The following is a 25470-nucleotide window of genomic DNA, read 5'->3' on the forward strand; positions in this document are numbered from 1 at the left end:
TGGCTGGGGTCAGGCCGGCGAGTTGGCGCGCGCCGCGTGCACGGCCTGGTGGAAGCGCGGATCCTCGGCCAGATCGACCACCTGGCCGTCGATGATGTGCACGTTGCGCTGCGCGCGCGCCGCCAGTTCCGGGTCGTGCGTCACCATCACGATGGTTGCGCCTTCGCGATGGATCTCCTCCAGCAGCTCCATCACGCCGCGGGCCATCTGGGTGTCCAGGTTGCCGGTCGGTTCGTCCGCCAGCAGCAGGCGCGGCGAGCCGGCCAGGGCGCGCGCAATCGCCACGCGCTGCTGCTGGCCGCCGGAGAGCTCGGCCGGGTAATGCTTGGAACGCGAGGCCAGGCCGACGCGCTCGAGCGCATTCATGATGCGCTCCTTGCGCTCGGGCGCCTTCATGCCGCGATAGCGCAACGGCACCTCCACGTTGTCGAACACGTTGAGGTCGGGGATCAGGTTGAACGCCTGGAAGATGAAGCCGATCTTCTCGTTGCGGATGCGCGAACGCTCGTTGTCGTTGAGGTTGCTCACCTCCACGCCGTCGAGGTGGTACTGGCCACCGGTAAAGGTTTCCAGCAGGCCGGCGATGGTGAGGAAGGTGGTCTTGCCCGAGCCGGACGGACCGGTCACGGCGACGAACTCGCCTTCGCTGACGTTGATGTTGAAGTCGCGCAGCGCATAGGTCTCCACCACTTCGGTGCGGTAGACCTTGGACAGATGGGTCATCTTGAGCATGGTTGTGTCCTTAGAGTGGTGGTTTGATCAGTTGCTGATGGCGACGCGCTGGGCGCCCTTGAAGCTGTCGGTACCGGAGATCACGATGTTGTCGCCTTCCTTCAGGCCGTCGAGGATCTCCACCTTGTCGATGCTGCTGGCGCCCACGCGGATCGGGTGCTTCTCGGCCACGCCGTCACGCACCACATAGGCATAGCTGCCGCCGGATTCGTCGACGAAGGAGCCGCGCTGCACGGTCAGCACGTTGTCGCGCTTGTCGAGCAGGATGCGCACCGACAGGCGCTGGTTCTGGCGCAGCTGCTTGGGCGTGGCGCCGTCGAAGCGCAGGCGCGCGGCCACCTCGCCGTTCACCACCTCGGGCGAGATGGCGCTCACGAGGCCCTTCCAGATATTGCCGTTGCCGCTGATCTCGCCGGTCATGCCGATGCCGAGGTCGCGGGCAAAGCTCTCCGGCACCTTCATTTCCACTTCCAGCGCGCTCAGGTCGATCACGCTCAAGAGCTGGGCGTCCTTGGCCACGGTGGCTCGTTCGGCGATGAACAGCTGGCCGACCTGGCCATCCACCGGCGACTTCACGTTGAGGTCGTCCACCTGGCGCTGCAGGTCCTTGACCAGCAGCAGCTGGCGATCATGGGCGAGCTTCTTGGACTGGATGTCGAAGTTGAGGCTGTCGGTGTTGGTCGACAGATCCGCCTTGGCGTGCTCCTGGGTGATGCGCGCCTTCTCCAGCTCATCCTTGGCGCGGTCCACGTTCATGCTGGGCACCGCGCCCTGGGCGAACGCCTTCTGGTAGCGGGCCAGGTCGCGCTGCGCGCCCTGCTCGTCGATCTGCGCGTTGTCGTAGGCCTTCTGCAGCTCGCCGCGCGTCTTGCGCGCATCGATCTGCGCGCGCAGGTAATCCACCTGCATGGCGTCGGCCGCACTCTCCTCCTGCGCGAGCTTGTTGGTGAGTTCCGGGCTGTCGACCACCGCCAGCACCTGGCCCTTCTTCACCGCGTCGCCAGCGTGCACCTTCAGCGTGACGGCGCCGCCGTAGGTGGCGTAAAGCGTGGGACTGACCGCGGCCACCACCTTGCCCTCGGCGGCGATGTCACGCACGAAGGGGCCTCGCTCGACAGTGGCGAATGCGAGACGCGAGCTGCTGACCGAAGCCTCGGCGGAAAACAACCGGCCGATGCGCGGGCCGAACAGCGCCAGCAGCGCCAGCACGGCGACGCCGCTGCCGATCCATAGCGCGCGACGCTTGCGATTGGGCTTGACCTCGACCAGGCGGTCTTGAGCGGAGGTGTCACGAATCATCGATGGGTCCCTGGCCGCGCACGGTGCGGCCCCTGAGCCTTGTCAGCAAGCGGCGTGCCAGCCGGCGACCGATGATTTATTGCTTTGTTTTCATGCTCTTGGAAAAGTCCGCGCGGACCCGGGCATTGTCCGCGGACACCGGCACGGACAGGCGGACAAGCGTCCGCGGACGGCTCAGCCCGGCGCCGGCGCCAGATCCACCGACCATGTCCTGGCCACATCGCCGGCGACCACCCTTCCCAGCCGCGACAGTTGCGTCGCCGGCGCGCTCTCCAGCAGCTGCAAACCACCCATGCGGCGAACCTGGAACTGAAGGATTTCCGCGTGCCCGGCGTGCTGGCGACGCCGCTCGCCGCGCAGCCAGGCGGCCGGCAGGCAGTAGCCATCGGCGAGCAGCGCATCCCATGCCAGGTAGTCGGTGTCAGGCAGCAGGTGGAGGCTGGCCAGCAGCTGACCCTGCGCGTCGAATCCGTCGATCCATTCGCGTGGGCCGTCGGCGCCAATCTGGCTCGACAGGATCAGTTGCGTCGTGGCCAGCAGGGGGGCCAGCTCAGGGCGCTCGACCAGCCAGCCTGTCGGCAAGTGCGAGGACGCGTCGTACCCGCCGCGCAGCGGCGCCTGCAGGTAAAGCACGCTGCCAAGCCATGGCAGGCGCTGGGCCAGTTCGGCGCCGGTCATCGGCACGAAGCAGCGACAAAGCGAACGGTCGGAGACGCCCGTGCGGCGGCACATCGCGCGGGAGGATCGGGTCAGCCAGGCAAACATCGTCATGCTCCTGTCGGGAGGCGACCTGGCTGGCGTTCCGGGGAACAGCGTGGCGATAGGCCTGTTGGAAACGGTCCGGTCCGCTCGATCGGCGGACGCGGAGAGTCGGGCATCCCTGCCCCGGTCGAACACTCCATCGGGGACGGTGGATTACTTGGTGAGGATCAGCTTGTCGTTGCGGGTGAGTCGCAGGTGGTATTCGTTGCCCTGATGCTGGATCACCAGCTCGCGCTCGCCCTTGAGCAGCGCCTGGCTGGATACCCGGCGAGCCAGGCCCATCGATCCCTGCGCGGCCTTCAGGCTGAGCAGGCGGAACGGGCGCGGCAAGGCGTCGTTGCCCTGGGAGAGAGGCAGAACCGTCGTGGTCATGGGTTGCTCCGCGGTCGGGGGGTGACGCTCAGATGATAATAATTCTCATTTGAGTGTCAACCACCGGAGTCATTTTGCCGCCCGACCTGAAGCTGCGGCCTGCTCCTTGGCCAGGCGGGCGGCCAGGCCCGCCCGGCCCTCCTCCGCGTAAACCCGGCAGGCGCCGCTATCGATCAGCGGGTTCGGCTTGGCGCCGGCATCGCGGCCCGCCACGCGCTCGAGGAAACGGCTCTGGCTCGGATGCGGCGTGATCAGGATGTCGCACGGCAGCGCAGCGATCACGTCGATGCTGTGCTGGTAATCCTCCACGCGGTGAGGATGGGCGGCATCGTCGGTGAAGCGGAAGCCGTCCGCGGCGAAGGCGCCGAGGCTATCGGCGTAGACCATGTGCACGCACCGCCCCGCCTCGCAGGACTGCCAGGCCCACGAGGTGGAACCCGGCGTGTGCCCCGGCGTGTAGTGCGCGGTGATCGCCACGTCGCCCACTTGCACCACGCCTCCATCGGCAACCGTCATGACATGGGCCACCGACGGAAATCCCGACGACTGGTCGAACTGCGGATCCTCCGGATCCTTGCCACCCAGCATGATCGCCTTGGCCCCGGCGGCGCTGGCCATCACGGTGGCGCCCGTATCGTGCGCCAGCGCGGCGATGGCGCCGGCGTGATCGGAGTGCGCATGCGTGTTGAGGATGCGCTTGACATCGGTGAGCCGAAATCCCAACGCCTTGATGTTTCCCTCGATCTGCGCCGCGTTCTGCGGCAGCGTGCCGTCGATCAGCACCAGACCCTGTGAGGACGCGATGAGGACCGCGGTGAGTCCGTGCGTGCCCACGTAATAGGTATTGCCGTAGACGCGGAACGGCTTCTGCGGCTGCGTCCATTCGGGATCCGAGGCGCGGGCGGCGCCGAATGCGGACAGGGCGAGGCATGCGCAAAACATGCTGCGGGCGAAGAGCTTCATGCGGGAGGCTTCCTTGTTGTCCAGCCGGCAGCTTGGCCCCTACGGTGGAAGCGGGTGAGGCCGACCGATGCATCGACGAGGGCGAATCATGGCGCCACGCAGGCAAAAGCCTCGCGCCCCTCCCACGCCATGAGCGCTTGGAGGGGCCGGTCGGTGATCAGACCACCGCCTGCTCGATCCGCTTCATCACCTCGGCATCGAGTCGAGGCACGACGTCCAGTGCGGCCAGGTTGTGCTTGAGCTGCTCGAGCTTGCTCGCCCCAAGCATCACGGTGGACACGTGCGGATTGGTGAGGCACCACGCGAGGGCAAGCTGCGCCATCGATACGCCGAGGTCGCTGGCGATCGGAACCAGCCGGCGCACCTTGGCGAGGCTGTCGCCCCCCTGCTCCAGGATCGCTTCGCGCAGCCATTCATAGCCGGGCTGCGCCAGACGCGCATCATCGGGGACGCCGTCGTTGTACTTGCCGGTCAAAAGGCCCGACGCCAGCGGCGACCAGATGGTCGTGCCCAGGCCGTAGCGTTCGTACAGCGGCGCGTATTCCTGCTCGACACGCTCGCGATGCAGCAGGTTGTATTGCGGCTGCTCCATCACAGGCGCGGTCATGTGGTTCTCGCGAGCCACGCGATGGGCTTCCACGATGGCCTCGGCCGGCCACTCGCTGGTGCCCCAGTAAAGCACCTTGCCCTGGCGCACCAGGGTGTCCATCGCCGCCACGGTCTCGGCGATCGGCGTGTCCGGATCGGGACGGTGGCAGAAGTACAGGTCAAGATGCTCCACACGCAGGCGCAGCAGCGCCTGATGGCAGGCCTCGATCACGTGCTTGCGCGACAGGCCGCGCTGCGTCGGCAGCGGGTTATCGACCGCGCCGAAGAACACCTTGCTGGACACGCAATAGCTGTCGCGCGGAAAGCGCAGATCAGCCAGCACGTCGCCCATCAGGGTTTCGGCCACGCCATGGTTGTAGGTTTCGGCGTTGTCGAAGAAGTTGACGCCGTGGTCGTGCGCCATCGCGAGCAGGTCGCGGGCCAAGGAACGCCCCACCTGGCGACCGAAGTTCACCCAGGCGCCGAAAGACAGCGCCGACAGTTGCAGACCGGATGATCCAAGACGTCGGTATTGCACGGGAGGGCTCCGGTGGCTGGGGATGGATCAGCATGCCAAGACGGGGGCCCTCCGTCCACGGTGACCCATCGTCACGACCTATACGCGGCGCCGACGGCGCAGCCGCTACGGTGTCCCATTCTCCGCGTGCATAACCCCTCCATCCACGGAGCCAGGCCATGTCACAGATACAGGGTTGGGCGGCCCAGCAGGCGGGCCAGCCATTGGTGCGCAGTTCGTTCGACCTCGGGCCGCTGGGCGCCGAGGAAGTGGAGGTCGCGGTCGACTACTGCGGCATCTGCCACTCGGACCTGTCGATGATCGCCAACGAATGGGGCATGTCGCGTTTTCCGTTCGTGCCGGGTCATGAAGTGATCGGGCGCGTGCTGGCGCTGGGCGAACAGGCCAAGGGCCTGCGCGTCGGCCAGCGCGTGGGCATCGGCTGGACGGCGGGCAGCTGCATGCATTGCCGGCAGTGCCTGTCCGGCCACCAGAACCTTTGCGCGGAGCTGGAGGCCACCATCGGCGGCCACCATGGGGGCTTTGCCGACAAGGTGCGCGCGCACTGGGCCTGGACCATCCCGTTGCCCGACGGCATCGACCTGCCCAGTGCCGGTCCGCTGCTGTGCGGCGGCATCACCGTGCTCAAGCCTTTCCTCGCCTACAACATCGGCCCGACCGCGCGCGTGGGCGTGGTCGGCATCGGCGGACTTGGGCATATGGCGGTGAAGTTCGCCAAGGCCTGGGGTTGCGAAGTGACCGCCTTCACGTCGACCGCCGCCAAGGCCGACGAGGCGCGCAGCTTTGGCGCGCATCACGTGGTTTCCAGCCGCGATGCGAACGCCATCCAGGCGATCGCCGGCTCTCTGGACCTGTTGCTGGTAACCGTCAACGTTTCGCTGGACTGGGGCGCCCTGCTCGGCACGCTGGCGCCACGCGGGCGCATGCATGTGGTGGGCGCGGTGCTGGAGCCGATCCCGGTGCCGGCCTTCGCCCTGATCGTCACGGAGCGCGAAGTCTCCGGCTCACCCACCGGTTCCCCGGTCGACATCGCCACGCTGCTCGACTTCGCCACGCGGCACGACGTACGCCCGCAGGTCGAAATGTTCCCGATGGACCAGGTCAACGCGGCCCTGAAACACCTCGCCGACGGCAAGGCGCGCTATCGCATCGTGCTGGAAGGCGCCAAGGGTTGAGGCGGTGGCACGACCACCGTTCTCCCACGTAGGGGCTGAACCGGCGCAACGCGCAGGCCGCCACCATCAGGTGGCGGTCTGCCGTCGATCAGGGAATCACATGGACGTCCATTCGTCCATCAATCCCATCATCCGCTTCCGGGTGGAACAACGAATGGTGTAGCTTCTCGCTGGTTCCCCAGGTCTTCAGGGCGGCCAGCAGGCCGGCGTCCTGGGTGTCCTTGCGGAAGTAGATGTCCACGTGCCGCAAGTCGTCACAGGCGTCATCGCAGTGGAAGCTGGAGAAAGCCAGCGCCTCGATCTGCCCGTACTCATTGACGATGACCGCCGAAGCAATGCCGCCGCACTCGCGCGACAGGCAGCCCGCGAACAGGTAATGCTTGTCCGGCAGAGCAACCACGGGCTCCGCGGGGCCACCAAGGCCCTGCATGGCCTGTTCACTCAGCGAACGGTCGGATTTGAAGTAGCTGGCCTTGCTGCCGGAGACGAAATGTCCAAGCGCCTGGGTAAAGCCCGAGGCGTGCGCCAGTGCATTGTTGGTGGAGCAGGTCGTCGGATCGATGATCCGGCACGGCCCGGTCGGCGCTGCATTGGCCGCCGACGCGACGAATGGCGCAACCAGCAGCGCCAAGAGTACGAACATCCTCAGAAGTCCGCGCATAAGAACCCCCTGTTACGAACGTAAGACCGATTCCCTCCCCGCGCCGACACATCTCGGCCTTGGGCGTACCAGGCCGCGCCTGTGCCGGCGCCTGCCCAACGCTCCGGTCAGAAGTCGTCCGCCCCCGGCGGATCGTCGACCGTCATGTACCCAAGCGCTGGACATCCCGGGGCGACGACACGGTTGGCGCCATTCACATCACGTTGACGAATCCCCGCCCCTTGGAGAAACCATGCCTCAGTCGAGCGTGCGACGCCATAGGAATTCTGGAAATCAGGCGATTCTTGAGGCACGAAAAAACCTGCTGGATCGCAGATTCCAGCAGGATCGGGTGACAGCGCGGTGACGCGGCTTTCCCAGACGGACGTCCAAACGTCCGTTTGCCGAAGCCGCCGCCCTAGGCGACACCCTGGCTGGAGACCGGCTGCGCGACGGGCGGAAGCATTTCGCCCGGCGACCGGCTCAACAGGCGTCCGCGCAGGCGCAGGAACGGCAGCTCGATCCCGTAGTGCAACACCGCCCCCACCGCCAGCGTAGCGGCCGCGTAACCGGTGAAGGTCAGCAGCCCATGGCCGTCCAGCCAGGAGCCGAAGGCCGACTCCACCCCGTGGAACACCAGCTTGTGCGACAGGTACAGGCTGTAGGACGCCGCCGCGAGCCAGGCGGCGCCAGGCAGCCTCACCCTCGCCGACACGCTGCCTTGGCTGGCGCCGCACAGCACCAGCAAGCCCATGCCGAGCGACAGCAGCGGATAGCCCAGCAGCGTCGGGATGAAATCCACGCGGTCGCGGAACAGCCAGATGGACAGCGCGACCACGGCCAGTCCAGCGGCGCCTGCCAAATTGGCGTACCGCGACCAGCGGCCCCACAGGTCCGGGCGGTACACCCGCACGCCCGCGAGCACGACGCCTGCCAACAGCCCGTCCAGCCGAGCCCAGGTCGGGTAGTAGATGCCCTTGAGGAACCAACTGCCGACGGCCTGCTGGTCATCGGCGGCTATCGCCGGCCCGACCAGGTGCAGCCACACGTAGCCTCGCACCAGCATGCCGAACAGCACCAGGCCAATGCAGACCGCCAGGAACTTCGCCGCTGTGGGCCGTCGCGCCAGCCACAACGCCAACAGCGGAAACAGCAGATAGAAGTGCTCTTCCACACACAGCGACCAGACGTGGGAGAACGCCTTGCTGTTCTGCGCGTCGATCAGCAGGTTCACCGAGAAGGTCAGGAACTGCCACAGCGGCTGGATGCCCGGGTACTCGCGGCCGCCCGGCCACAGGAAGTAGACCGCCACCACCAGCAGGTACACAGGCAGGATGCGGAAGGCGCGGCGCAGGTAGAAGTCAGCGAACGAGAACCGACCGCCCGCCGCCAGCGGCTTGAATACCTGCTGGCCGATCAGGAAGCCGCTCAGGGCGAAGAACAGGTCCACGCCCATCCAGCCGTGCTTGTCCAGGCCGGCAAAGTGCCCCCAGCCGCCAATGATGTAGGAATGGAAAATCATCACCCACGCGATGGCGATCGCGCGCAGCAGGTCCAGCCCCGGCAAACGGTTCATCCTATCCCCCCGGTCGATCCATCCACCCCAACGTCGATTCGTCCGGGGCCCGCGAACGCGGGACTATATCGCGGGTCGGCGGCGATGGGGCCGGCGATCATGAAAACATCTTCATTATGAGGGTACCCTCATATATCTATAATCGGCGGTTTGCATCAACGAGGCCTAGCCCATGGCACGCACCGATCTCACCATTCCCACCCGCGACGGCCACTGCCCCGCATCCCTGTTCACCCCCGCGCAGGCCGAAGGTCCCTGGCCGGGCGTGGTGTTCTTCATGGACGCCCTCGGCATGCGCGCCGCCATGCACGACATGGCGCAGCGACTGGCCGATGACGGCTACGCCGTGCTGCTGCCCGACATCTTCTATCGCCTCGGCCCCTACCCGCCGATGGTCCCAGCCGAGGTGTTCAGCGATGCGGCGCAGAAGGAAGACCTGATGCGCCGCATCGGCACACTGGATCGAGACCGCAAGCTGAGCGACGCCGAGGCCTTCATGGACTTCCTGGCCGCGCGCCCCGAGGCACAGGGTCGACCGCTCGGCGCCACCGGCTATTGCATGGGCGGCTCCATCGCGCTGACCGCCGCCTGCGCCTTCCCGCAGCGTCTGGCGGCGATCGCCTCGTTCCACGCCGGCGGCCTCGCCACCGACCAGCCAGACAGCCCGCATCGCCATGTGAAGGGCATCACCGGCACGGTGTACGTGGCCGGCGCCGACGACGACATCCACTTCACGGTGGAGCAGAAGGATGACCTGGAGCGCGCGCTCGTCGAGGCCGGCGTGGCGCATACCGTGTTGATCTACGCCGGCGCCCACCATGGCTTTGCCGTGCCGGATCACCCGGCCTTCAACGCCGAGGCTGCCGAACGCCACTGGCAGGCGCTGGCCGAACTGTTCGGCCGGACCTTGGCTTCGCACTAAAGAAAACTTCACGGCGGGCATCCGGAGCGATGCCCGCCAAACTCTGCTCAGCGCAGCAGCACGAGCACCACGTCGAGCACGATCGCCGCGAACAACCCGGCTACGACGTCATCGACCATCACGCCCACGCCACCCTTGAGGCGGCGATCCAGCAGGCCGATCGGCCAGGGCTTCCACACGTCGAACAGGCGGAACAGCACGAAGCCGAGCAGCACGCCCCACCATGGCCCGGCGAGCACCGGCAGCAGGGCGATCCACAGCCCCACGAATTCATCCCACACGAGGCTGCGGTGGTCGTCCACGCCAAGCAGGCGCCCGGCGATACCGCAGGCCCAAACGCCGATCACGAAGGCCACCACCACGGCGAACACATAGAGCTGCACCGGCAGCGTGCGCAGCAGCAGCCATGGCAGCAGGGCGGCCAGCGATCCGAAGGTGCCTTGCGCCTTCGGCGCCAGCCCGGAGCCGAAGCCGCACGCCAGCCAGCCTGCCGGCGTGGCCAGCAGCACGCGACGTTGTTCGGGAGTGAGGACGGTCTTGTCGCTCATGCGAAGTGATCCCAGCCGCGGTGGTTGGATTCAAGCCATTGGCCCTGCTCGTCGCGCACACGCACGCCGGCGCCCTCGACCATGCGCCCGATGCGGGTGGCGCCGCAACCCAGGCGCGCAAGGTCGCCCTGCACTTCGGCCACCAGCGAGGGTGGCACGGTGAAACAAAGTTCGTAGTCGTCGCCGCCGGCCAGCGCGAAGTTGAGCGAGGCGACGTCGTCGAAGCTGCCCAGCAGCATCGGCGAGCGCGGCAGCAGCGAGGCCTCCAGCTCCGCGCCCAGCGCGCTGGCTTCGCAGATATGGCCGAGGTCGGCGAGCAGCCCGTCGGAGACGTCGATGCAGGCCGTGGCGCGGCCACGCAGCGCAAGCCCCGCCTGCAGCCGCGGCGTGGGACGGTGCAGGCGTTCGATCAGGTAAGCGGCGCGTGCGTCTTCCGTCACCCGTGCGCCAGACTGCAGCAGTCGCAAGCCAGCGGCCGCATCGCCCAATGTTCCCGTCACCAGCACCACGTCACCCGCTCGCGCGCCGCCCCGCACCAGCGCCTGTCCCGGCGGCACGAAGCCATGCACGGCCACGCTGACGCTGAGCGGGCCACTGGTGGTGTCGCCGCCGATCAAGGCGAGCCGATGCGGTTGCGCGAGCTGGGTGAAGCCGTCGGCAAAGCCATCGATGAACTGCTGCACCTGCGCCACCGGCTGGCGCGGCAGGGTAAGCGCAAGCAAGGCCCACGCCGGACTGGCGCCCATCGCGGCGAGGTCGGAGAGGTTCACCGCCAGCACTTTCCAGCCGATGTCGGCAGGATCGGTCCCGTGCGGGAAATGCACGCCCTCGACCATTGTGTCGACGGCGATGGCGAGCTCCTGTCCGGCCGGCGGCGCCACTACCGCGGCGTCGTCACCGATGCCCAGCCGCACGTCTTCGCGGCCTTGCGCGGTGCGTTCACGGATGCGGTCGATCAGTCGAAATTCCATGGCTTGCGACCTTGGGCGTCTACGCCACGCTCAGCGACTGAATACCAGCGTGGGATTGCCGTGATAGGTGGTTTCCTGCCAGCGACGGAAGCCGGCCTTTTCGGCCACGCGGATCGACGGCAGGTTATCCGGATCGATGATGCAGACGGCGCGCAAAGCCGGCTCGTGCTGCGCAGCCCAGGCCATCACGGCGGCCACCGCTTCGCTCGCATAGCCCCTGCCGTGCGCATGCGGCGCCAGCACCCAGCCGAACTCCAGCATGCCCTCCAGCGAAGGCTGCAGGTCGCGTTTGAAATCGGCGAAGCCGATGTCGCCGATGTAGCGACCACTGGCCCTCTCCTCCACTGCCCAGTACCCGTAGCCGAGCAGGCTCCACAGACCGACGTACTGCAGCAGGCGCTTCCACACCTCTTCAGCGGTGAACGGACGGCCGCCGATATGGCGGGTGACCTCGGGATTGGACCAGATCGCCGTGCAATCAGCGTGGTCCGCGGCGCGATGCGCCCGCAAGCGCAGGCGCTCGGTTTCCAGGACGGGAACGGGGGACTGCCGCTCCGCGCCGCTCATCAGTTGCGCTTTTCCGTGGAGCGCAGCGCGCTGGCCAGCTTGTCCAGCACGCCGTTGACGTAGCTGTGGCCGTGGTCGGCGCCGAAACGCTTGGTGACCTCGATGGCCTCGTTGATGATCACGCGGTACGGCACGTCCGTGCGGTACTTCAGCTCGTACGCAGCCAGGCGCAGCGCGGCGCGCTCGATCGGATCGATCTGGCCGACTTCGCGATCGACATAGGGCTTGAGGCTGTCGTCGATGGCCTCGACGTGGCGCTCCACGCCATGCAGCAGGTCTTCGAAGTACTCGAGGTCAGCCACTTCCATGTCCTGCTCGTGGCGGAACTGCTCGATCACGGCGTCCATGCGGTTGCCGCCGATCTGCCATGCATACACGGCCTGCAGCGCGCGACGACGCGCACGCGAGCGGGCGGCCAGATCGATGCCTTCGGGACGCTGGCTCATCACAGCTTTCCGTACAGGTTGACCATTTCCAGCGCGGCCAGCGCTGCGTCCGCACCCTTGTTGCCGGCCTTGGTGCCGGAGCGCTCGATGGCCTGCTCGATGGTGTCGGTGGTCAACACGCCGAACGCCACCGGCACGCCGGAGGCGTAAGCCGCCTGGGCCAGGCCCTTGGCGCACTCGCCGGCCACGTAATCGAAATGCGGGGTGGAACCGCGGATCACCGCGCCCAGCGCGATCACAGCGGCGTACTTGCCGGACTGGGCGACCTTGTTCGCCGCCAGGGCGATTTCCCAGGCGCCGGGCACGCGGATCAGCTCGATCGCGTCGTCCTTCACGCCATGGCGCACCAGCACGTCGCGCGCGCCGGCCACCAGGGGCTCGACGACGAAACCGTTGAAACGGCCGGCGACGATGGCAAAACGGCCTTTGGGCGTGGCGAAATCGCCTTCGATGATCTTCATGCTTATGCGGTTCCTGAGGGGCTGGTCGCCCCGGGGGGCGGACTATTTTACGGGATTTGGGGCAGCGTGCCCGGATCGGGCCGGGAAACCGTCCAGGCCAGGAGCGGATGGCCCCGGAAGCGGAGGCTGGCCTGCCCTTCCGCCACCTGCAGGCGGGCCGGCACGGCGAACGGCAGGGTGAACTTGTCCGCCTCGTGGCCGAACGGCAGGCCACGCACCACCGGGATGCGCGCCACCGCGCTGACCTGGGCAAGCGCCGCGTCCACGTCGTAGCCGTTGTCGTAGTCGTGCGGGCGGCAATGGGTGAAGTGGCCCAGCACCAGCGCGCGCTGGCGGTCCAGCACGCCGGCCAGGTGAAGCTGGTACAGCAGCCGCTCGATGCGGAACGGCGGCTCGCCCACGTCCTCGATGAACAGGATGCCGCCGTCGATCTGCGGGAAATACGGCGTGCCCAGCAGGCTGCACAGCATCGCCAGGTTGCCGCCCCACAACGGGCCTTCGACATCCAGCTCCACCGGTGAAGGCGTCTGCCAGCGGGCGACCGGCTCGGGCTCGCTGACGGCGCGCCAGAAGTGCTCCCACATGAGCCCGTTGAGCACCTTGGCGCCGAAGTCGGGGCCGAGCATGGGGCCGCCGAGGGTGGTGAGGCCACACTTCACGTAGAGCGCCATCTGGATCGCGGTGAAGTCGCTATGGCCCACCAGCAGCGTGGAGCTGCCGGCCAGGCGCTCGCGCAGCGCGCCGTAGTGGATGTGTTCCAGCAGGCGCGTGGCGCCGTAGCCACCACGCACTGACAGCACGATATCCGGCAGGGACGGCCGGATGGCCAGGCGGTTGAGGTCAGCCACGCGCTCGGCGTCATCGCCCGCGAAGCGATGCTCGACGCGGTCGAGCACGTCCTCGCCTTCCACGCTGCAGCCAGCGGCATGCAGGCGCGCCACGCCACGGGTCATCGCGTCGCGGTCATGCGGGTAGCCGGAGGGGGCGATCAGGCGGATGGAGGTGGCGGTCATGGCGGACGCTTGAAGGTGAAAACCTGAGTATGCCGACGACGGCATGGCATGGAAGTGGCGATTCCAGGCAAAGCCCCTGCAGGAGCGGACCCTGTGCGCTCCATCCCCGGGAGTGGCTTATACGTATTCGGTGACTTCAAGGCCGAAACCGCCCAGTCCCACCATCTTGCGCGGCGTACCCAGCACGCGCAGCTGGCGGATACCCAGGTCGGCGAGGATCTGCGCGCCCAAGCCGAGCTGACGCCACTCCTGCTGCTGGGCTTCCTCAGGCGCCTGCACCACAGGCTGGCGAGTCAGGCGGCGCAACAACGCCTCGGCGGTGTCTTCGCCGGAAAGCACCAGCAACGCGCCTCGCCCTTCGTCGGCAATACGACGCAGGGCCGAGGTCACCGTGAGCCCCAGGTCATCGCGCTGCAGATGCAGCACGTCGGAAAGCGTGTTGCGCACATGCACGCGGGTCAGCACCGGCGCGCCGTCATGCACGGCGCCACGCAGCAGAGCGAAATGCAGGCCGTGGCGGATCGCGTCGCGATAGGCCACCAGGCGGAACGGACCGAACTCGGTCTGCACCTCTTCCTCGTGCACGCGCTGCACCGTCTTCTCGGTTTCCAGGCGATAGCGGATCAGATCGGCGATGCTGCCGATCTTCAGGCCGTGCTTCTTCGCGAACACTTCCAGTTCGGGGCGACGCGCCATCGAACCGTCCTCGTGCAGGATCTCGATCAGCACCGCCGACGGCTCGAGCCCAGCCAGCGCAGCAAGGTCGCAGCCCGCCTCGGTGTGGCCGGCGCGCGTCAGCACGCCGCCAGGCTGCGCCGTGAGCGGGAAGATGTGGCCCGGCTGCGAGAGGTCCTGCGGCCTGGCGTCGGACTTCACCGCAACCTGGATGGTGCGCGCGCGGTCATGCGCCGAGATGCCGGTGGTGACGCCTTCAGCCGCTTCGATCGAGACGGTGAAGTTGGTCTGATAGGGCGAGGTGTTGTCCACCACCATGGGCTTGAGGCCCAACTGGCGCGTGCGCTGCTCGGTCAGCGTGAGGCAGACCAGGCCGCGCGCCTCGCGCACCATGAAGTTGATGTCCTCTGGCCGCACCATCTGCGCGGCCATGATCAGGTCGCCTTCGTTCTCGCGATCCTCGTCATCAAGGATCACGACCATGCGGCCGGCGCGGATGTCTTCGAGGATTTCGGGGATGGTGTTGAAGCTCATGGATCGGATTCCGTATTGTCGTTCCTTCTCCCCTCGGGAGAAGGTGCCCGAAGGGCGGATGAGGGTGCCGACGGAGCGGTGCATGGAAGGTCACGCAAGCCTCGCACCCTCACCCCAGCCCTCTCCCAATGGGAGAGGGAGTCAGGCAAAACCGTGCTGCTTGAGAAACGCCTCATCAAGCCTCGGCGCATCGCCGCTGGCGATCAGCCGCTCGATGTAGCGCGCCACCACGTCCACCTCGATGTTCACCGCATCACCTGGCCTTCGTGCATGGAATGCCGTGTGTTCCACCGTATGCGGGATAAGGTTGACGCCGAAGCGATGGCCGTTCACTTCATTGACAGTGAGGCTGGTTCCATCGATGCAGATCGAGCCCTTGGCCGCGATGTAGCGAGCCAGGTTCGCCGGCACTTCGAAGGTCCAGCGCTGCGAGCGGCCGTCCGGCGTCACTGAGACCACCTTGCCCACGCCGTCGACGTGTCCGGAGACGAGATGCCCGCCCAGGCGGTCGGCCAGGCGCAGCGCCTTTTCCAGGTTCACCGGATCGCCGGCTTTCAGCTTGCCCAGCGTGGTGAGCGACAGCGTTTCGTTGGAGACATCCGCGCTGAAACCGCGCGATTCCAGCGTCACCGCGGTCAGGCACACGCCGGACACGGCGATGCTGTCGCCCAGTTGCACGTCGGTGAGGTCGAGACCGGCAGTGTCGACATGCAGGCGCACGTCACCGCCACGCGGTTCAAGCCGGGCAATGCGGCCCACGCTCTGGATGATGCCAGTGAACATCAGCGCACCTCCCGGATGGAGGCGGCGAAGAAACTAGAACGATGCTTGGACATGAAACGTTTCCCGCGTCAAAAGCTGCGAAAAACGCCCCAAGGCGTCTGGCAGGCGCACGCCCGCGAAGGCGCGCACCGTACCGTCTTCTCTCATCCGGACTTTCTGGCGGCCATCGCTGGCTACCAACCGTCGGCTCCGGCATTGGACCGGATCTGCTGACCTTCCGGCGGAGCCGGAAGCGCTCGCGGGCTTGTGCCCGAAGGCACCTACCGCCGGTGGGGAATCACACCCCGCCCTGAAGACGTCGTTGTGGTTTTACCGGCGAACCGGCCCGCGCAGTTTAGCACCTTCCGGCGCGGAGACCCGGCAGGGTCGTCCACCGTGAGGAACGATGTGTCCCCACGAAGGAGTCCAGGATGCGTTCCCATCGGGACGCACCCTCGAGCGGTCACAGAGTCAGGCCCCGATCGACTGACCGGTCTGGCGGCGGTAATCGCGCAGCACCTGGTCCATCACCCAACTGGTGCGCGCGCCGCTCTCCGCAGTCGAGGGGCAAGCGCCCTTCTGCCCGGTGAGCTCGGCCACGATGGTCTCGATCAGCGGCTGCTGGATGTGCGCGGGGTTGGCCACCCGATGCTCCTGCACGCCATCCTTGGTCTCCACCGTGATCGGGCCATCGCCAAAGGTGGCGAAAGTGATGCGACCCTGGTCGCCCACCACCTCGATCTGGTCGTGGTACTTGTAGCTGGCGAAGTTCCACAGGCCTGTGCCGAGCAGGCCGTTGCCGAAGGCGAACGACATCGCCACGGTGTCCTCCACCGGGTAGGCGCCCAACTGGTTGCTGGCACGGCCGCTGGCCGACGCGATCGGACCGAACAGCCAGTCGAGGATGTCCAGCGTGTGGCAGCCGATGTCCATAAAGACGCCACCGCCGGAGATGTCCGGGCGCACGTGCCACGGCAGGTCGGCCGGATCGTGATATCGCGGATGATGGGGCTCGTGCAGCACCACGTTCACGATGCGCGGCGTACCGATCACCTTTTGCTCGAACAGCAGCTCACGCACCTTCTGAAAGCGCGGCAGGCTGCGGCGGTAGTACGCCACGAACACCGGCACGTTCGCCTCGCGGCCGGCGCGGATGATCGCCTCGCACTCGGCGTGGTCCAGCGCCATCGGCTTTTCCACGTACACCGGCTTGCCAGCGGCGATGCTCATCAGCGCGTACTGCTTGTGGGTGGATGGCGGTGTCGCCACGTAGACCGCGTTGACCTCCGGGTCGGCAATGAGCCTGGCCGCGTCGTCGTACCAGCGCGGCACGCCGTGGCGCTCGGCATAATCGCGAGCCTTGTCGCCATCGCGACGCATCACCGCCACCAGCGCCGAGTTCGGCGCCTTGCTGAAGCCCGGGCCGCTCTTTACCTCGGTGACATTGCCGCAACCGATGATGCCCCAGCGTATGGCCGCCGTCGTCATGTCGTCTTGAACTCCCTGGCAAGGAATTGCTGGTGATAGGCGTGGAACACGTTCACTTCCGGATGACCCGCTCGCGTGACATGGATGGCGTCATGGCGGCACTCGGTGAATCGTTGCGCTGGCGAGCCGCCGCGCTCACGACGAAGGACGAAGCTGCAGTCGCAGGTCCTCGCCCAGAACGCGACGGTCGATGGTGCGCAGTTTCCAACGCTCCGCCATCCGGGTCAGTGACGGCAATCCCAGCAACGGGCGCGCCGTATCGCCCAGCAGCACCGGCGCGATGTAGAGCAACAACTCATCGACCAACCCCGCCGCAAACAACGACCCGCACAGGCTGGGGCCGGCCTCCACATGTACTTCGCTGATCTGGCGTCGCGCCAGCTCGCGCATCGCCTCGTGCAGATCAAGCGCCCCGCCCTGCTCCGCCACTACTGCGAGTTCGGCGGACTGGTAGCGCGAATCGACGGGCGCGTATTGCTCGTTGTGCAACACCAGTGTGGGAGCGGAGCCATCGAGCACGTGGCTGTGCGGCGGCGTGCGAAGGCGGTTGTCGATCAGCACGCGCCAGGGCGGCGTAAAGTCCTCGCCCGCGGGCAGGCGCACGGTGAGCCGGGGATTGTCAGCCAGCACGGTGCCCGAGCCGGTGAGGATGGCCGAGCTTCGCGCGCGCCAGCGCTGCACATCGGCGCGCGCGGCCTCGCCGGTGATCCACTTCGATTCGCCATTGGCCAGTGCCGTACGGCCGTCCAGACTCATCGCCAGCTTCACCCGCACCCACGGGCGGCCGCGCTCGATGCGGCTGAAGAACCCGATATTGAGTTCACGGGACTGCTCGCGCATCAGGCCCGTGTCCACCGTGATGCCGGCGTCGCGCAGTTTGCCCATGCCGCGACCGTCCACCTGCGGGAACGGGTCTTCGGCCGCCACCACGACGCGGGAAACGCCCGCCGCGATCAGCGCATCCGCACAGGGCGGCGTGCGCCCATGGTGTGCGCATGGCTCCAGCGTCACATAGGCGCTTGCCCCACGCGCCTGATCGCCCGCCGTGCGCAGTGCGTGCACTTCGGCGTGTGATTGGCCGGCGCGTTCGTGGAAGCCCGCGCCAACGACCTGCTCGCCGTGCGCGATCACACAGCCGACGCGCGGGTTGGGCTGCGTCGTGTAGAGGCCACGTTCCGCCAGTCGCAGGGCGTGGGCCATGTGAATGTGGTCGAGGGCGCTGAAGGTGGCGGACATGGGCGTCTCTTGCGTCCTCTCCCCTCCGAGAGAGGGGACTGAGGTGAGGGGCGGGTGCGTGCGGGACATTACCAAAAGCATTGGCAATGATGTCCGTTACCGCAAGATTGGCCCCTCACCCTGCCTTCTCCCCGGAGGGGAGAGGGGCAAATCAGGTGGACTTCTTGCGGCGGGCGACGCTTTCGCCGAGCAGGGAGAGTTGCAGCGCTTCCAGTTCGGGAAGATCGCGCTCGAGCTTCTCGATCTCTTCGCGGAACGCCTGCACGTCTTCGAACTTGCGGTAGACCGAGGCGAAGCGCACATAGGCGACCTGGTCGAGCTTCTTCAGCTCGCGCATCACCAGCTCGCCGATCTGGCGCGAGGGTACTTCGCGCTCGCCGCAACGGCGCAGGTCGTTGACGATCTCGCGTACCGCGGCATCCACCGAATGCGTGGGCACCGGCCGCTTCTGCAGGGCGCGCTCGAAGCTCACGCGCAGCTTGTGCTCGTCGAAGGGTTCGCGCCGCTCGCCGCTCTTGACGATGGTCGGCAGCTTCAGTTCGGCGGTTTCGAACGTGTTGAATCGTTCGCTGCACTTCGGACACTCGCGACGACGGCGCACGGTGGCGCCGTCCTCCGCGAGGCGTGAGTCGATCACGCGGGTGTCTTCGTGCTGGCAGAACGGGCAGTGCATAGGTCTAGGGGTGAGTGATGAGAAGTGAGTAAACAGCGAAAGGCGGCGCTCTCACTTCTCACTCCTCTCCACTCGTTTCTCGCTCTCAGCCGTAAACCGGGAACTTGTGGCACTGCGCCGTGACCTTCTCGCGCACCTTGGCGATGACGGCGTCATCGTTCGGCGCGTCGAGCACGTCGCAGATCCAGTGGGTCAGCTCCACCACGTCCGCTTCCTGGTAGCCGCGAGTGGTGATGGCCGGCGTGCCCACGCGCAGGCCCGAGGTGACGAAGGGCTTGCGGGGGTCGTTCGGCACGGCGTTCTTGTTCACCGTGATGTGCGCCTTGCCGAGCGCCTCTTCCGCATCCTTGCCGGTGACGTCGCGACCGATCAGGTCCACCAGCATCAGGTGGTTCTCGGTGCCCCCGGAGACGATCTTGTAGCCGCGCTCCATCAGCGTCTTGGCCATTGCCTTCGCGTTCTTCACGACCTGCTCCTGGTAGGTCTTGAAGGCCGGCTCCAGCGCTTCCTTGAAGGCCAGCGCCTTGGCGGCGATCACGTGCATCAGCGGACCGCCCTGGATGCCCGGGAACACGATCGACTGCAGCTTCTTCTCGATCTCTTCGCCCGCGTCCTTCGCCACGATGATGCCGCCACGCGGACCGCGCAGCGTCTTGTGCGTGGTGGAGGTGACCACGTGCGCGTGCGGCAGCGGGCTCGGGTACACGCCGGCAGCGATCAGGCCGGCCACGTGGGCCATATCCACGAACAGGTAGGCGCCGACCTTGTCGGCAATGGCGCGGAAGCGCGCCCAGTCCATCACCTGCGAGTAGGCGCTGAAGCCGGCGACGATCATCTTCGGCTTGTGCTCGAGGGCCAGGCGCTCGACTTCGTCGTAGTCGACCAGGCCGTTCTCGTTGACGCCGTACTGGATGGCGTTGAACAGCTTGCCCGACACGTTGACCTTGGCGCCGTGGGTGAGGTGGCCGCCATGAGCCAGGCTCATGCCCAGGATGGTGTCGCCCGGGTTCAGCAGCGCGAGGTACACGGCCTGGTTCGCCTGCGAACCGGAATGCGGCTGCACGTTGGCGTAGGTGGCGTCGAACAGCTGCTTCAGGCGCTCGATGGCGAGCTTCTCGGCGATGTCCACGAATTCGCAGCCACCGTAGTAGCGCTTGCCCGGGTAGCCCTCGGCGTACTTGTTGGTGAGCACGCTGCCCTGCGCTTCCATCACGCGCGGGCTGGCGTAGTTCTCCGAAGCAATCAGTTCGACGTGGTCTTCCTGACGACGGGCCTCATCGGCCATGGCCTGGGCCAGTTCATTGTCGTAACCGGCGATCGTCTCGTGCTTCGGGAACATCCTGACCTCGTGGGGTTCGTTGCAGGGATTAGAACGCGAAATTGTAGCGGCCATGTGTTAAAGGGGCCACCTCTGGTCACTTGCGCGGTCATTTCGTACAACGTACCGTACATCGCACGCTACCGAACGAAAGGACCCGCTCCATGCTGACCGAGTCTTTGCGGGCCGCGCCCCGCCTTTCCCGCCTGCTGCGATGGCTGGCCCTGGCCCCGGTTTTGCTGGCTCCGCTGGCGGTCGGCGCCCCAGTCGTCGCCGGCGTCGGCATCGCCCCGATTCACATCCCGGACCCGGTCAGCGGCGGGCAGACCGACGGCTTCGTGTTCTATCCCTCGACCGTGGCCACCCCGGGTGTCACCACGCTCGGCCCCTACGAGGTGGCCGCCCGACCCGGCGTGCCGGCCGTGCCCGGCGCCAAGCCGCTGGTGGTGATCTCGCACGGCAATGGCGGCTCGCGCCTCGGCCACCACGACCTGGCCACCTTCCTGGCCAGCCACGGTTTCATCGTGGCCACGCTCAACCACCCCAGGGACGACTTCGAGGACACCAGCGGCGTCGGGCACATCGAGGTGCTGGCCGGCCGCCCGGTCCAGGTGAAATCGACCATTTCGATGCTGCTGGCCGATCCGCACTGGAAGAGCCTGATCGACCCCGCACGGATCGGGGTCGCCGGATTCTCCGCCGGCGGCTACACCAGCCTGATGGTGGCGGGCGCCAAGCCGCAGTTCACCCGCTTCGTGGACTTCTGCGAGCGTTATCCGAAAGACGAGAACGTCTGCGGCAAATTGGCCCAGTTCCAGGCCGAGGCCGACAAGTCCGGCCTGACGCTGCGCCAGCTCATGAAGCGGACGCAGGGCCAGCTCTCCCGTTACGGCGACACGGCCGACCCGCGGGTGAAGGCGGCCTTCGCGATGGCGCCGCTCAGCCTGATTTTCGATGCGCACAGCTTCGACACGGTCACCGCGCCGATCTACCTGTATTACGGGCAGAACGACCATGTGCTCATACCCGACGCGAACGCCCGCCACATCCAGCCGCTGATCCACGCGCTGGCCGGTGTGACCGAGGTGCCCAAGGCCGACCACTGGGTGTTCCTGACCCCGTGCACGCCGGCACTGGCCAAGGAGGCCTCCGAGCTGTGCAGCGACCCGCCGGGTGTTGATCGCAGGCAGGTTCACGCGCAGATCGACGCGGACGCGCTGGCCTTCTTCCGCAAGGCCTTCCAGATGTCGGGGGACTGAAATGCCGCGCGCCCTCAGTGAGCAGGAAACCGAAGCGTTTCGCGAACGGCTGTGCGAGACGGCGGCGAAGCTATACGTCGAGGAAGGGCCCGGCGCTGTCACCATGCGCCGGCTCGCGGCCGACATGGGTGTGGGCACCATGACGCCCTACCGCTACTTCGAAAACAAGGAAGCCATCGTCACCGCGGTACGCACGCGCGGCCTGCATCGTTTGTGCGAGGCCATGGAGCACGCGCTCGACTCGCCCGGTGACGGGCGCACCCGCAGCCGCGCCGTGCGCGATGCCTACATTGCGTTCGCCCACGCCAACACGGCCACCTACCGGCTGATGTTCGAATACCCCGAGACCAACCAGGACGACCCCGGCTATCGCGAAGCGCACCGGCGCATGTGGCGCAACATCGCCGCCCACGTCGAGGTGATGATCGCCGAAGGCAACGTGGACGCCGATCCCGCCATCCTCGGCCACCAGATCTGGGCGGCCCTGCATGGCGCGGTGATGCTGGAGATCGCCGGGATGCTGCCGGAGGGCTACGACGCGGCCTCGCTGCACACGCGCACGGTGAGTGCGTTGCTGGAGATGGCGAGGCCCAAGCCGTGAAGCCAGCTTGAGTGACTCCCTCTCTCCAATGGGGAGAGGGTTGGGGCATTGCCCCCTTTACGGTGGTGAGGGGGCGGGTGCTCGCCCAAACGTGGCTACAAAGCACGATTTGACCTAGCGATTTCGCAAGATTGCCCCCTCACCCTGCCCTCTCCCCGAAGGGGAGAGGGAATGAGATAGGCGGCACATGGCAAGCCCGCCACTCCGGCGCACCATACGTGGCTTACCCGCCCCGGAGCCTCCCCATGCAGCAACGCAACCTCGGCAAGCACGGCCCCCAGGTTTCCGCCCTCGGGCTCGGCTGCATGGGCATGTCCGGCATGTACGGCGCAGCCGACCGCGGCGAGAGCATCGCCACCATCCATGCGGCGCTCGATGCCGGCATCACCCTGCTCGATACCGGCGACTTCTACGGCATGGGCCACAACGAGATGCTGATCGGCGACGCACTGGTCGGCCGCCCGCGCGATAGCTACCAGCTCAGCGTGAAATTCGGCGCCCAGCGCGGACCCGCCGGCGACTGGCTGGGCTACGACGCTCGCCCGGCCGCCGTGAAGACGGCGCTGGCCTATACGTTGCAGCGCCTGCGCACCGACCACATCGACATCTACCGCCCCGCCCGGCTCGACCCCAAGGTGCCGATCGAGGACACCGTCGGCGCCATCGCCGACCTGGTGAAAGCAGGCTATGTGCGCCACCTGGGCCTGTCCGAAGTCGGCGCCGAGACCATCCGCCGCGCCAATGCCGTGCACCCCGTGGCGGACCTGCAGATCGAATACTCGCTGGTCTCACGCGGCATCGAGCCGGCCATCCTCCCCGCTTGCCGCGAGCTGGGCATCGCCGTCACCGCGTACGGGGTGCTCTCCCGCGGCCTGATCAGCGGGCACTGGACGGCCGGGCACGCCGCCGACGCCAAGGATTTCCGCACCCACAGCCCGCGCTTCCAGGGCGACAACCTCACCCACAACCTCAGCCTGGTCGACACGCTCCGCCAGCTGGCCAAAGCCAAGGCTTGCAGCGTGGCGCAGCTGGCCATCGCCTGGGTGCTGGCGCGCGGCGGGGATATCGTGCCGCTGGTCGGCGCCCGCACCCGGGAGCGGCTCACCGAGGCGCTGGGCGCGCTGGACGTGAAGCTCGGGGCGGACGACCTGGCCGCGCTGGAGCGGACCTTCCCGCCTGGCGTCGCCGCGGGAGATCGCTACAACATCCACGGGATGGCTTCGCTCGATAGCGAGCGCTGAGATCTCGCGCTGCCTTTCCCTGTGTCGTCATCCCGGCGCGGGCCGGGGACGCTTCCCAACTGCCGGTTGACGGGTCATCCCGTGCCTTGTCCCTGCTACGGGAGCGGAAGGCCGAGCGCAAAGACGCTGGATGACCAGCCATTCGGCTGTTGTGAAGCACCTCCGGCCTGCGCCGGGATGACGGTGAGGGGGGCCGTGACGGTGAGGGTAAAGGGTCGCGAGGGGGCCGGGCAGCAGCGAGAGTTGGCATGACCCGCCGCCGAGGCTTGTGACCCGGCGGTCGCCCCCACATCTCCGTATGTAAAGCCCGGGGGACACGTCACCGGGCCGCCCCCACAAGCCGCTATAATGCGCGGTTTGTTACCCAGTCTGACGCACCCGCCAGCCTCGCCGGCCGGTGTCGTGCACGCCGCCGGAGGCTCAATGAGTTCGCAATTCATCTACACCATGAACGGGGTCAGCAAGATCGTTCCCCCGAAGCGCCAGATCATCAAGGACATCTCGCTGAGCTTCTTCCCCGGCGCCAAGATCGGCCTGCTGGGCCTGAACGGCGCGGGCAAGTCCACGGTGCTGCGCATCATGGCCGGCGTCGACAAGGACTTCCAGGGTGAAGCCCGCCCGCAGCCGGGCATCAAGATCGGCTACCTCGCGCAGGAACCGGAGCTGGATCCCGAGAAGACCGTGCGTGAAGCGGTCGAGGAAGGCGTCTCCGTCATCCTGGACGCGCAGAAGCGCCTGGAAGAGGTCTACGCCGCCTACGCCGAGGAAGGCGCCGACTTCGACAAGCTGGCCAAGGAACAGGAGCAGCTGGAAAACATCCTGGCCGTGAACGACGCCCACGCGCTGGAGCGCCAGCTGGAAGTGGCCGCCGACGCGCTGCGCCTGCCGCCGTGGGACGCCAAGATCGGCCCGCTGTCCGGTGGTGAAAAGCGCCGCGTGGCGCTGTGCCGCCTGCTGCTGTCCAAGCCGGACATGCTGCTGCTGGACGAGCCGACCAACCATCTGGACGCCGAGTCGGTGGACTGGCTGGAGCAGTTCCTGCAGACCTACCCGGGCACCGTGGTGGCGGTCACCCATGACCGCTACTTCCTCGACAACGCCGCCGAGTGGATCCTCGAGCTCGACCGCGGCCGCGGTATTCCGTGGAAGGGCAACTACACCGAGTGGCTGGTGCAGAAGGACGCCCGCCTCAAGCAGGAAGCCCAGCAGGAAAAGTCGCGCCAGAAGGCGATCGAGAAGGAACTGGAGTGGGTGCGCTCGGCGGCCAAGGGCCGTCAGTCGAAGGGCAAGGCGCGTCTCAACCGCTTCGAGGAGCTGAACTCGGTCGAATACCAGCGCCGCAACGAAACCAATGAAATCTTCATTCCGCCGGGCGAGCGCCTGGGCCAGGAAGTGATTGAGTTCAAGAACGTCAACAAGGCGTTCGGCGACCGCGTGCTGATCGAAGACCTGTCGTTCAAGATCCCGCCGGGCGCCATCGTCGGCGTGATCGGCCCGAACGGCGCCGGCAAATCCACGTTCATGAAGATGATCATGGGCAAGGAGCAGCCCGATTCCGGCGAGGTGAAGCTGGGCCACACGGTCAAGCTTGCCTACGTCGACCAGTCCCGCGACGCGCTCGATCCGAAGAACAACGTGTGGCAGGAAGTGTCCGGCGGTTCGGACATCCTCACCATCGGCACCTTCGAGATTCAGTCGCGCGCCTATATCGGCCGCTTCAACTTCAAGGGCACCGACCAGCAGAAGATCGTCGGCCAGCTGTCCGGTGGTGAGCGCGGTCGCCTGCACATGGCCAAGACCCTGCTGCAGGGCGGCAACGTGCTGCTGCTCGACGAACCGTCGAACGACCTGGACGTGGAAACCCTGCGTGCGCTGGAAGACGCGCTACTCGAATTTCCGGGCTGCGCGGTGGTCATCTCGCATGACCGCTGGTTCCTCGACCGCATCGCCACGCACATCATCGCGTTCGAAGGCGACTCGCACGTGGAATTCTTCCCGGGCAACTACAACGAGTACGAGGCGGACAAGAAGCGTCGCCTCGGCGATGAAGCTGCGAAGCCGCATCGCGTGAAGTACAAGAAGCTGGCGTAAAGCCCGCTTTTGCCCCCTC

26 protein-coding genes and 1 riboswitch are annotated in these 25470 nt (G+C 66.9%); of the genes, 6 read left to right on the forward strand and 20 right to left on the reverse strand.

From position 1 onward, the window contains the following. Positions 1–9: 9 nt before the first annotated feature. The 6 genes from DVT68_RS05500 to DVT68_RS05525 form a co-directional block, all read right to left on the reverse strand. Positions 10–732, reverse strand: a complete 723-nt coding sequence (locus DVT68_RS05500) for an ABC transporter ATP-binding protein (protein WP_114823988.1) — start codon at positions 730–732, stop codon at positions 10–12. Between the two features lie 27 nt (positions 733–759). Continuing rightward, complete coding sequence (locus DVT68_RS05505) at positions 760–2031, reverse strand: efflux RND transporter periplasmic adaptor subunit (protein ID WP_114823989.1); 1272 nt, start codon at positions 2029–2031, stop codon at positions 760–762. A gap of 174 nt (positions 2032–2205) precedes the next feature. Continuing rightward, positions 2206–2802, reverse strand: a complete 597-nt coding sequence (locus DVT68_RS05510) for a hypothetical protein (RefSeq protein ID WP_147281669.1) — start codon at positions 2800–2802, stop codon at positions 2206–2208. A gap of 144 nt (positions 2803–2946) precedes the next feature. Continuing rightward, positions 2947–3165 (reverse strand): hemin uptake protein HemP, encoded by a 219-nt coding sequence (gene hemP / locus DVT68_RS20525; protein WP_199535958.1) that lies wholly within the window; start codon positions 3163–3165, stop codon positions 2947–2949. Between the two features lie 69 nt (positions 3166–3234). Beyond that, positions 3235–4128, reverse strand: a complete 894-nt coding sequence (gene bla / locus DVT68_RS05520) for a subclass B3 metallo-beta-lactamase (protein ID WP_114823991.1) — start codon at positions 4126–4128, stop codon at positions 3235–3237. 157 nt (positions 4129–4285) lie between these two features. Beyond that, on the reverse strand, positions 4286–5254 hold the full coding sequence (locus DVT68_RS05525; protein WP_114823992.1) for a potassium channel beta subunit family protein: 969 nt from the start codon (positions 5252–5254) through the stop codon (positions 4286–4288). Between the two features lie 158 nt (positions 5255–5412). Between DVT68_RS05525 and ahr the strand changes: the two genes are divergently transcribed. Further along, positions 5413–6429 (forward strand): NADPH-dependent aldehyde reductase Ahr, encoded by a 1017-nt coding sequence (gene ahr / locus DVT68_RS05530; RefSeq protein WP_114823993.1) that lies wholly within the window; start codon positions 5413–5415, stop codon positions 6427–6429. Between the two features lie 88 nt (positions 6430–6517). On the opposite strand, the gene DVT68_RS05535 is transcribed toward ahr, so the two are convergent. Together DVT68_RS05535 and DVT68_RS05540 are read right to left on the reverse strand one after the other, a co-directional pair. Continuing rightward, complete coding sequence (locus tag DVT68_RS05535; protein WP_114823994.1) at positions 6518–7072, reverse strand: hypothetical protein; 555 nt, start codon at positions 7070–7072, stop codon at positions 6518–6520. 415 nt (positions 7073–7487) lie between these two features. Next, positions 7488–8645 (reverse strand): acyltransferase family protein, encoded by a 1158-nt coding sequence (locus DVT68_RS05540; RefSeq protein WP_114823995.1) that lies wholly within the window; start codon positions 8643–8645, stop codon positions 7488–7490. 172 nt (positions 8646–8817) lie between these two features. Here DVT68_RS05540 and DVT68_RS05545 point away from each other — a divergent pair, with 172 nt between their 5' ends. Further along, complete coding sequence (locus DVT68_RS05545; RefSeq protein WP_114823996.1) at positions 8818–9567, forward strand: dienelactone hydrolase family protein; 750 nt, start codon at positions 8818–8820, stop codon at positions 9565–9567. 47 nt (positions 9568–9614) lie between these two features. Here the strand turns inward: DVT68_RS05545 and DVT68_RS05550 are convergent, their stop codons facing one another. The 12 genes from DVT68_RS05550 to glyA form a co-directional block, all read right to left on the reverse strand. Next, a complete protein-coding gene (locus DVT68_RS05550) occupies positions 9615–10115 on the reverse strand; it encodes a phosphatidylglycerophosphatase A family protein (RefSeq protein ID WP_114823997.1) in 501 nt (166 codons plus the stop codon). After that, positions 10112–11086 carry a thiamine-phosphate kinase gene (gene thiL / locus DVT68_RS05555; protein WP_114823998.1) on the reverse strand — a complete coding sequence of 325 codons (975 nt, stop codon included), beginning with the start codon at positions 11084–11086 and terminating at the stop codon, positions 10112–10114. The genes DVT68_RS05550 and thiL overlap by 4 nt, the downstream gene beginning before the upstream one ends. A 30-nt stretch (positions 11087–11116) precedes the next feature. Then, positions 11117–11653 carry a GNAT family N-acetyltransferase gene (locus tag DVT68_RS05560; RefSeq protein ID WP_114823999.1) on the reverse strand — a complete coding sequence of 179 codons (537 nt, stop codon included), beginning with the start codon at positions 11651–11653 and terminating at the stop codon, positions 11117–11119. Next, positions 11653–12099, reverse strand: coding sequence for a transcription antitermination factor NusB (nusB, locus tag DVT68_RS05565; RefSeq protein ID WP_114824000.1), 447 nt, complete (start codon positions 12097–12099; stop codon positions 11653–11655). Before nusB ends, DVT68_RS05560 begins: the two co-directional genes overlap by 1 nt. Next, the gene (gene ribH / locus DVT68_RS05570) at positions 12099–12560 is read right to left on the reverse strand and encodes a 6,7-dimethyl-8-ribityllumazine synthase (protein WP_114824001.1); all 462 of its coding nucleotides are present in this window, start codon (positions 12558–12560) and stop codon (positions 12099–12101) included. Before ribH ends, nusB begins: the two co-directional genes overlap by 1 nt. 47 nt (positions 12561–12607) lie before the next feature. Beyond that, the gene (gene ldcA / locus DVT68_RS05575; protein ID WP_114824002.1) at positions 12608–13573 is read right to left on the reverse strand and encodes a muramoyltetrapeptide carboxypeptidase; all 966 of its coding nucleotides are present in this window, start codon (positions 13571–13573) and stop codon (positions 12608–12610) included. A 117-nt stretch (positions 13574–13690) separates the two neighbouring features. After that, positions 13691–14782 carry a bifunctional 3,4-dihydroxy-2-butanone-4-phosphate synthase/GTP cyclohydrolase II gene (ribBA, locus tag DVT68_RS05580; RefSeq protein WP_114824003.1) on the reverse strand — a complete coding sequence of 364 codons (1092 nt, stop codon included), beginning with the start codon at positions 14780–14782 and terminating at the stop codon, positions 13691–13693. Positions 14783–14923: 141 nt separating this feature from the next. After that, positions 14924–15565, reverse strand: coding sequence for a riboflavin synthase (locus DVT68_RS05585; RefSeq protein WP_114824004.1), 642 nt, complete (start codon positions 15563–15565; stop codon positions 14924–14926). Between the two features lie 131 nt (positions 15566–15696). Next, positions 15697–15866: riboswitch (FMN riboswitch) on the reverse strand. Between the two features lie 149 nt (positions 15867–16015). Further along, complete coding sequence (locus tag DVT68_RS05590; protein ID WP_114824005.1) at positions 16016–17032, reverse strand: Gfo/Idh/MocA family protein; 1017 nt, start codon at positions 17030–17032, stop codon at positions 16016–16018. A 135-nt stretch (positions 17033–17167) separates the two neighbouring features. Continuing rightward, positions 17168–18268, reverse strand: a complete 1101-nt coding sequence (ribD, locus tag DVT68_RS05595) for a bifunctional diaminohydroxyphosphoribosylaminopyrimidine deaminase/5-amino-6-(5-phosphoribosylamino)uracil reductase RibD (protein WP_233523353.1) — start codon at positions 18266–18268, stop codon at positions 17168–17170. A gap of 151 nt (positions 18269–18419) precedes the next feature. Continuing rightward, entirely contained in the window at positions 18420–18941 is a 522-nt protein-coding gene (gene nrdR, locus DVT68_RS05600) for a transcriptional regulator NrdR (protein ID WP_114824006.1), read from the reverse strand. Positions 18942–19026: 85 nt separating this feature from the next. After that, positions 19027–20280, reverse strand: coding sequence for a serine hydroxymethyltransferase (gene glyA / locus DVT68_RS05605; RefSeq protein ID WP_114824007.1), 1254 nt, complete (start codon positions 20278–20280; stop codon positions 19027–19029). Between the two features lie 143 nt (positions 20281–20423). On the opposite strand from glyA, the gene DVT68_RS05610 reads away from it, so the two are divergent. The 4 genes from DVT68_RS05610 to ettA all read left to right on the forward strand — a co-directional run bounded on the left by DVT68_RS05610 (position 20424) and on the right by ettA (position 25451). Continuing rightward, positions 20424–21518, forward strand: a complete 1095-nt coding sequence (locus tag DVT68_RS05610) for an alpha/beta hydrolase family protein (protein ID WP_114824008.1) — start codon at positions 20424–20426, stop codon at positions 21516–21518. Position 21519: 1 nt separating this feature from the next. Beyond that, positions 21520–22119 (forward strand): TetR/AcrR family transcriptional regulator, encoded by a 600-nt coding sequence (locus DVT68_RS05615; protein WP_114824009.1) that lies wholly within the window; start codon positions 21520–21522, stop codon positions 22117–22119. Positions 22120–22364: 245 nt separating this feature from the next. Further along, positions 22365–23360, forward strand: a complete 996-nt coding sequence (locus DVT68_RS05620) for an aldo/keto reductase (protein ID WP_114824010.1) — start codon at positions 22365–22367, stop codon at positions 23358–23360. Between the two features lie 423 nt (positions 23361–23783). Beyond that, the gene (ettA, locus tag DVT68_RS05625) at positions 23784–25451 is read left to right on the forward strand and encodes an energy-dependent translational throttle protein EttA (RefSeq protein ID WP_114824011.1); all 1668 of its coding nucleotides are present in this window, start codon (positions 23784–23786) and stop codon (positions 25449–25451) included. The last annotated feature ends 19 nt before the right edge of the window (positions 25452–25470 follow it).

The sequence above is a fragment of the Dyella solisilvae genome (assembly GCF_003351225.1).
Classification (GTDB): domain Bacteria; phylum Pseudomonadota; class Gammaproteobacteria; order Xanthomonadales; family Rhodanobacteraceae; genus Dyella; species Dyella solisilvae.

Excerpts from the sequence above, each read along its gene's own strand:
- DVT68_RS05610 (WP_114824008.1), top strand. The coding sequence starts at position 20,424 with ATGCTGACCGAGTCTTTGCGGGCCGCGCCCCGCCTTTCCCGCCTGCTG.
- DVT68_RS05585 (WP_114824004.1), bottom strand. The coding sequence starts at position 15,565 with ATGTTCACTGGCATCATCCAGAGCGTGGGCCGCATTGCCCGGCTTGAA.
- ahr (WP_114823993.1), top strand. The coding sequence starts at position 5,413 with ATGTCACAGATACAGGGTTGGGCGGCCCAGCAGGCGGGCCAGCCATTG.
- ribH (WP_114824001.1), bottom strand. The coding sequence starts at position 12,560 with ATGAAGATCATCGAAGGCGATTTCGCCACGCCCAAAGGCCGTTTTGCC.
- ribBA (WP_114824003.1), bottom strand. The coding sequence starts at position 14,782 with ATGAGCTTCAACACCATCCCCGAAATCCTCGAAGACATCCGCGCCGGC.
- hemP (WP_199535958.1), bottom strand. The coding sequence starts at position 3,165 with ATGACCACGACGGTTCTGCCTCTCTCCCAGGGCAACGACGCCTTGCCG.
- DVT68_RS05540 (WP_114823995.1), bottom strand. The coding sequence starts at position 8,645 with ATGAACCGTTTGCCGGGGCTGGACCTGCTGCGCGCGATCGCCATCGCG.
- DVT68_RS05560 (WP_114823999.1), bottom strand. The coding sequence starts at position 11,653 with ATGAGCGGCGCGGAGCGGCAGTCCCCCGTTCCCGTCCTGGAAACCGAG.
- nusB (WP_114824000.1), bottom strand. The coding sequence starts at position 12,099 with ATGAGCCAGCGTCCCGAAGGCATCGATCTGGCCGCCCGCTCGCGTGCG.
- DVT68_RS05550 (WP_114823997.1), bottom strand. The coding sequence starts at position 10,115 with ATGAGCGACAAGACCGTCCTCACTCCCGAACAACGTCGCGTGCTGCTG.
- DVT68_RS05500 (WP_114823988.1), bottom strand. The coding sequence starts at position 732 with ATGCTCAAGATGACCCATCTGTCCAAGGTCTACCGCACCGAAGTGGTG.
- ribD (WP_233523353.1), bottom strand. The coding sequence starts at position 18,268 with ATGTCCGCCACCTTCAGCGCCCTCGACCACATTCACATGGCCCACGCC.
- nrdR (WP_114824006.1), bottom strand. The coding sequence starts at position 18,941 with ATGCACTGCCCGTTCTGCCAGCACGAAGACACCCGCGTGATCGACTCA.
- DVT68_RS05535 (WP_114823994.1), bottom strand. The coding sequence starts at position 7,072 with ATGTTCGTACTCTTGGCGCTGCTGGTTGCGCCATTCGTCGCGTCGGCG.
- DVT68_RS05505 (WP_114823989.1), bottom strand. The coding sequence starts at position 2,031 with ATGATTCGTGACACCTCCGCTCAAGACCGCCTGGTCGAGGTCAAGCCC.
- ettA (WP_114824011.1), top strand. The coding sequence starts at position 23,784 with ATGAGTTCGCAATTCATCTACACCATGAACGGGGTCAGCAAGATCGTT.
- bla (WP_114823991.1), bottom strand. The coding sequence starts at position 4,128 with ATGAAGCTCTTCGCCCGCAGCATGTTTTGCGCATGCCTCGCCCTGTCC.
- DVT68_RS05620 (WP_114824010.1), top strand. The coding sequence starts at position 22,365 with ATGCAGCAACGCAACCTCGGCAAGCACGGCCCCCAGGTTTCCGCCCTC.
- DVT68_RS05615 (WP_114824009.1), top strand. The coding sequence starts at position 21,520 with ATGCCGCGCGCCCTCAGTGAGCAGGAAACCGAAGCGTTTCGCGAACGG.
- DVT68_RS05545 (WP_114823996.1), top strand. The coding sequence starts at position 8,818 with ATGGCACGCACCGATCTCACCATTCCCACCCGCGACGGCCACTGCCCC.
- DVT68_RS05590 (WP_114824005.1), bottom strand. The coding sequence starts at position 17,032 with ATGACGACGGCGGCCATACGCTGGGGCATCATCGGTTGCGGCAATGTC.
- ldcA (WP_114824002.1), bottom strand. The coding sequence starts at position 13,573 with ATGACCGCCACCTCCATCCGCCTGATCGCCCCCTCCGGCTACCCGCAT.
- thiL (WP_114823998.1), bottom strand. The coding sequence starts at position 11,086 with ATGGAATTTCGACTGATCGACCGCATCCGTGAACGCACCGCGCAAGGC.
- DVT68_RS05510 (WP_147281669.1), bottom strand. The coding sequence starts at position 2,802 with ATGACGATGTTTGCCTGGCTGACCCGATCCTCCCGCGCGATGTGCCGC.
- glyA (WP_114824007.1), bottom strand. The coding sequence starts at position 20,280 with ATGTTCCCGAAGCACGAGACGATCGCCGGTTACGACAATGAACTGGCC.